Annotated in this window: 5 protein-coding genes; 4 read left to right on the top strand and 1 reads right to left on the bottom strand. The window is 58.8% G+C overall.

Translation table 11 applies throughout. From position 1 onward, the window contains the following. Positions 1-45: 45 nt before the first annotated feature. Positions 46-756, bottom strand: coding sequence for a Uma2 family endonuclease (locus NW856_RS12135; RefSeq protein WP_414400480.1), 711 nt, complete (start codon positions 754-756; stop codon positions 46-48). A 152-nt stretch (positions 757-908) separates the two neighbouring features. Here NW856_RS12135 and NW856_RS12130 point away from each other — a divergent pair, with 152 nt between their 5' ends. The 4 genes from NW856_RS12130 (at position 909) to groL (ending at position 4,749) form a co-directional block, all read left to right on the top strand. Then, complete coding sequence (locus NW856_RS12130) at positions 909-1,388, top strand: GNAT family N-acetyltransferase (protein WP_414330053.1); 480 nt, start codon at positions 909-911, stop codon at positions 1,386-1,388. A gap of 11 nt (positions 1,389-1,399) precedes the next feature. Beyond that, the gene (locus tag NW856_RS12125) at positions 1,400-2,515 is read left to right on the top strand and encodes an NAD(P)/FAD-dependent oxidoreductase (protein WP_414400479.1); all 1,116 of its coding nucleotides are present in this window, start codon (positions 1,400-1,402) and stop codon (positions 2,513-2,515) included. A gap of 88 nt (positions 2,516-2,603) precedes the next feature. After that, entirely contained in the window at positions 2,604-2,930 is a 327-nt protein-coding gene (locus tag NW856_RS12120; protein WP_414330048.1) for a 30S ribosomal protein PSRP-3, read from the top strand. Positions 2,931-3,129: 199 nt separating this feature from the next. Further along, positions 3,130-4,749, top strand: coding sequence for a chaperonin GroEL (gene groL, locus NW856_RS12115; RefSeq protein WP_414400478.1), 1,620 nt, complete (start codon positions 3,130-3,132; stop codon positions 4,747-4,749). Positions 4,750-4,790 lie beyond the last annotated feature (41 nt).

Here is a 4,790-nt window from a genome sequence, read left to right as displayed (position 1 = left end):
AGTGCGGGGCTCCTGCGATTTCTAGCTGAAAGGGATCCCTGGGCTTCAGCTCTCCAAATCGGGATCCTCACCCAAAGCCCGCAATCTTGCCGCCAGACGCTCCGCCCGTTGATGTTCTCGCTCCGCCCTTTGGCGTTCTTGCTCGGCCCATTCCCGCTCCAACTCAGCCCGTTCATCGCCGGTCAGCAGCAACTGCCCTTGGGCATCACACCAGCGCAGCCAGCGAGCTTGTTTCCCCTCAAAAACGCCTTCCCACACCGTCAGGCCCAGCCCCACCTGTTCTAGCCAGGTCTCGGTCATTTCCGCGTAGTGGCGGCCCCGCAGTTCGAAAATGCGCAACTCCTCTGGCCCCAGCTCATGATTGGGATCGAAGACCGCGTAGTAGCTAACTCGCATCTGCTCATAACGGCTCAGCTTGCCTTCCAGCTCGTCGCCTTCGCGGTTGGAGACGATCTCGATCACCACATCCGGCGGCTTGTCAAATTGCCAGAGCAGGTAGCAACGGTTTTGCTTCTCCCACCATTGCTCCGGCACCGTGACGTCCAGGCTGAGAAAAACATCCGGCACAATCGGGGGCCGACCGATGGCGGTGTAGATGCCTACATTTGCCGCTGCTAAAAAGGTTTTGCCGCGCAAAGCGCTGTAGAGAGCTCCAGTCAGGAGGCGCTGCTGTTTTTCCGAGGCAAAGTTATCCACCGGGGTATCATCCTCTGTTACGAGATCGGCGACGTCGGGAACCAGCAGTTCAGTATCCATGGGCAGATGGGGTTGGGGATGCTAGCGATCTTAGCTGCTCACCTCAGGGATCCTCTGCTCCCTGAGAAACAGAGAAAACAGAGTCCTCGAGCAAGCCCAGGTACAATCGAGAAAGCTTTACTTAACGATGATTTCTTTTTCTTCGCTGCTTGATGCAGATCGATATCCGTCCTGCTGAAAATTCGGATAGTGCAGCTCTGCTCCACATTTTGCAGGTGGTCTTTGCGGAGTATCCAGGCTGTGTATTGGATATCGAAGAGGTGCCGGAGTTGCTTCAGCCTGCCACAGCTTTCGCGGAGATGGGGGGATCCCTTTGGGTGGCGCAGCATCAGGATCAAGTGGTCGGCTGTGTCGGCCTTGTGCCCGATGGGATCCCTGGGCGCATGGAGCTGAAAAAACTCTACACTCTGCCCGCAGTGCGCGGTCGAGGTTTGGGTCGGCGTTTGATTGAACAGGCCGAATTTGCGGCTCGGCAGCAGCAGGCGGACTCTCTGCATCTGTGGACAGATACTCGCTTCACGACGGCTCATCGGGTTTATGAGCGGCTCGGCTATGTGCGTCTGCCGGAAATTCGTGAATTGCACGATCGCAGCAACTCTGTGGAGTATCACTACGAAAAGCGTCTCCGTTGAGGGTCGGGCTGTTGAACTGTGATGCGTTGGTGATTGGCTGTGGAGTGGTGGGCTGTGCCATTGCCTACGAATTGGCCACAGCTGGGCTGTCGGTCATTGGAGTGGATGCCGGGGAGCCGGCCTCAGGCGCCGCGGGCGCGTCGCTGGGGGTGTTGATGGGGATCTGCAGCCGCCAGCCTAGCGGGGAGGTGGTGCAGTTGCGTCTAAAAAGCCTGGAGCTGTTCGATCCCCTAATCGCGCGGCTGGAGGAAGACCTGGGCCGGAGTTTGCCCGTCAATCGGCGCGGCATTCTCAAACTCCTCAGGGAGGAGGAAGTGGAAGCTTGGCAAGAAACCCTGGTGGCCCGCCGACAAGCAGGTTACCGCCTAGATCTGCTCAGCCTTGCCGAAGTGGGATCCCTGCAGCCCGGCCTGCGCAGCGACCTGGCGGCGGCCATCTACTCTCCCCAGGATCGACAAGTCCAACCCAAGCTCCTAACCCAGGCTCTCTTGGAAGCAGCCCAACGCAAGGGATCCCGCTTTTTCTTCCACCAGCCTGTCCAGAAGATTCAGCGCAGCTCGGATCCCCCCTTTCGCCTGCAAACGGTTTACACGCCCGCTCTCACCCTCTCGGCAGGTCACGTCATCCTGGCGGCAGGTCTGGGCAGCTCCCCTCTGGCCAAAGAGCTGGGGTTGCAGGTGCCCCTGCAAGCGGTCAAAGGTCAGGCCCTGCGGGTCAGAGCTCCCGGGATCCCCCTGGGGCCCGTGGTCACCGACGCGGATCTGCATCTGGTTCCCCTGGGGGATGGATCCCTGTGGGTGGGGGCAACAGTGGAATTTCAGGCCCCTCATCCCGAGCCGACGCTGCTGGCGCTACAAGATCTGCTGGCCCGCGCCATCCGACTCTGCCCGGCTTTGGCCGAAGCAACTTTGTTGGATCATTGGGCCGGCCATCGGCCTCGACCAGTGGGACAGCGCGCCCCCATCCTGGGTTGGGCTCCTGGCTACGCCAATCTGCTCATTGCCACCGGCCATTATCGCAATGGAGTGTTGCTGGCCCCGATCAGCGCCGCCATCCTGCGGGACTTGGTACTGAAAGGGGAAACAGCCCTCTGTGATCTAGGGCCCTTTGCCCCCAGACAGGGCTGAGCCCGTATCCATCTTCCGGCTCTCGGCCCGCCGATGGACAGGACATATGTCAGAATGAAAGGCTGCCTGGTTAGGATCGGATCGTCCGTTGAGTAGCCCAAAGGAGAAGAGAGCCTTGCCGAAGTTCGCCCTAAAAGCCCTCTGGTTGGAAAACGATTTGGCTATTGCCGTCGATCAGGTGGTGGCCAAAAACCGCAGCCCCCTCACCCACTACTTTTTCTGGCCGCGGGATGACGCTTGGGAGCAGCTTAAGGCTGAGCTGGAAAGCAAAACTTGGATCAGCGAAGTGGATCGCATCGAGCTGCTTAACCGAGCCACCGAACTCATCAACTACTGGCAAAACGGCGGGCGCAACCGCCCCATCAGCGAAGCACAGGCCCAGTTTCCCGACATCCTGATCGGCGGCAACTCCTAGCCCTCTCCCCCCTGTCAGCCAAAACGTGACTCCGGATCTGCCCATCTTGCTCAGGCTCCCGTCTTTGAGCTAGATTGGCACTCGGGAGTTTAGAGTGCTAACTCCCTGCTAGCCGAGCCGGAGGATTCCTGGGAACCCCACTCCGCCTGGCAGTACCCAAAGTAGGAGTCCAGTCAGACTTACGAGGATCGCGGATTCTATGGCAAAACGGATTCTGTTTAGAGAAGAGGCCCGCAAGGCATTGGAGCAGGGCATCAACCAACTGGCGGATGCAATCAAGGTTACGATTGGCCCCAAAGGACGCAACGTGGTCTTGGAGAAGAAGTTTGGTGCCCCCCAAATCGTCAACGACGGAGTCACGATTGCCAAGGAAATTGAGTTGGCGGATCCCTTGGAGAACACAGGCGCCCAGTTGATGCGGGAAGTGGCCTCTAAGACCAACGATGTGGCCGGAGATGGTACCACCACAGCCACCATCCTGGCCCAAAGCATGGTGCGGGAAGGGCTCAAAAACATCTCGGCGGGCGCCAACCCTGTGGCTCTGCGGCGCGGCATTGAAAAGACCACTGCCTACTTAGTGGAGCAAATTGCGGCTCATGCCAAGGCTGTGGAAGGCCGTAAGACCATCGCCGAAGTAGCCACCATCTCTGCCGGCAACGACAGCGAAGTGGGAGAGATGATCGCCAAGGCCATGGATGCTGTAGGGCGAGATGGGGTGATCACGGTCGAAGAATCCAAGTCGCTGGAAACCGAGTTGGACGTAGTGGAGGGGATGCAGTTTGACCGCGGCTACATTTCCCCCTATTTCGTCACAGACTCGGAGCGGATGGTGGCCGAGTATGAGAATGCTTATCTGCTGATTACCAGCAACAAGATCTCCAGCCTGCAAGATCTGGTGCCCATCCTAGAGCGGGTGGCCCGCGAGGGTCGGCCTCTTCTGGTCATTGCGGAGGATGTGGAGGGAGAGGCTCTGGCCACATTGGTGGTGAACCGCCTGCGGGGGGTACTCAATGCGGTGGCGGTCAAGGCTCCGGCTTTTGGGGATCGGCGCAAAGCCATGCTGGAAGATATCGCCATTCTCACCGGCGGACAGCTCATCTCTGAGGATGTGGGCATCAAGCTGGATAAGGTCACCCTGGACATGATGGGGGTGGCCCGCAAGATCACTGTCACCAAAGACAAGACCACCATTGTGACCGATGGCAGCACCAAAGCGGCGGTGGAAAAGCGGGTGGCTCAAATTCGCAAGCAACTGGAAACCACCGATTCCGAGTACGACCGCGAGAAATTGCAAGAACGCATCGCCAAGTTAGCCGGGGGAGTGGCGGTGATCAAAGTGGGGGCTGCCACTGAAACAGAACTCAAAGATCGCAAGCTGCGCATTGAGGATGCTCTGAATGCCACCCGAGCTGCGGTGGAAGAAGGGATCGTCCCTGGCGGCGGGGCGACGCTATTGCACCTCTCCAAAGGGATCCCGGCTTTCAAGGCAACCTTGACCTCGGAAGAACAGGTGGGGGCAGAAATTGTTTACCGAGCCTTGCAGGCCCCTCTCTTTCAGATTGCCCACAATGCCGGTCTGGAAGGGTCAGTGGTGGTGGAAAAGGTTTTGGAGAAGGAGATGCCCTTTGGCTTCGATGCCCTGAGCGGAACCTATGTGGATATGTTTGCCCAGGGGATCGTCGATCCGGCCAAAGTGGTGCGCTCAGCGCTGCAAAACGCGGCTTCCATAGCCGGAATGTACCTCACAACCGAAGCGATTGTGGTGGAAAAGCCTGAGCCCAAGCCGGCGGCTGGCTCTGCACCTAAGGGGATGATGTAGTCTTGCGAAAGTAAACTACCCGACACCCGCGCTATGCGCAG

Origin of the sequence: Synechococcus sp. R3-13 (assembly GCF_047462195.1) — a bacterium.
Taxonomy (GTDB): Bacteria; Cyanobacteriota; Cyanobacteriia; order Thermostichales; family Thermostichaceae; genus Thermostichus.
Note: the sequence above shows the minus strand (reverse complement) of the source record. Positions and strands in the feature narration are given on the sequence as shown.